A 357-nucleotide genomic window follows, 5' to 3' on the forward strand; every position below is an offset into this window, starting at 1 on the left:
CATTCACTTGTCTGGTGACAATGGCAAGGAGGTCACACCTGTTCCCATGCCGAACACAGAAGTTAAGCTCCTTAGCGCCGATGGTAGTTGGATTTACGTTCCGCTAGAGTAGGACGTTGCCAGGCAACCACATTTGACCATTTGGTCTTTTTTTGTGGCAAATATTCCAAGAATTTTAAAAAAGTTGTTGACTTTTATGCCAATAGCGAGTATAATTAATTCTTGTGTTAAAGAAATGAACATTGAAAACTGAATGACAATATGTCAACGTTAATTCCAATAAATGTAACTTTAAGTTACAAACACTATTTAGTTTTATGAGCTAATCAAACATCATAAATTTTTTATGGAGAGTTT

The 357-nt window shown here is 35.3% G+C and carries 1 rRNA gene; it reads left to right on the plus strand.

Going from position 1 to position 357, the window contains the following annotated elements:
* The first annotated feature begins 10 nt into the window (after window positions 1-10).
* Window positions 11-125, plus strand: a 5S ribosomal RNA gene (rrf, locus tag E2558_RS12280).
* The last annotated feature ends 232 nt before the right edge of the window (window positions 126-357 follow it).

Origin of the sequence: Staphylococcus pragensis (assembly GCF_004785665.1) — a bacterium.
Taxonomy (GTDB): domain Bacteria; phylum Bacillota; class Bacilli; order Staphylococcales; family Staphylococcaceae; genus Staphylococcus; species Staphylococcus pragensis.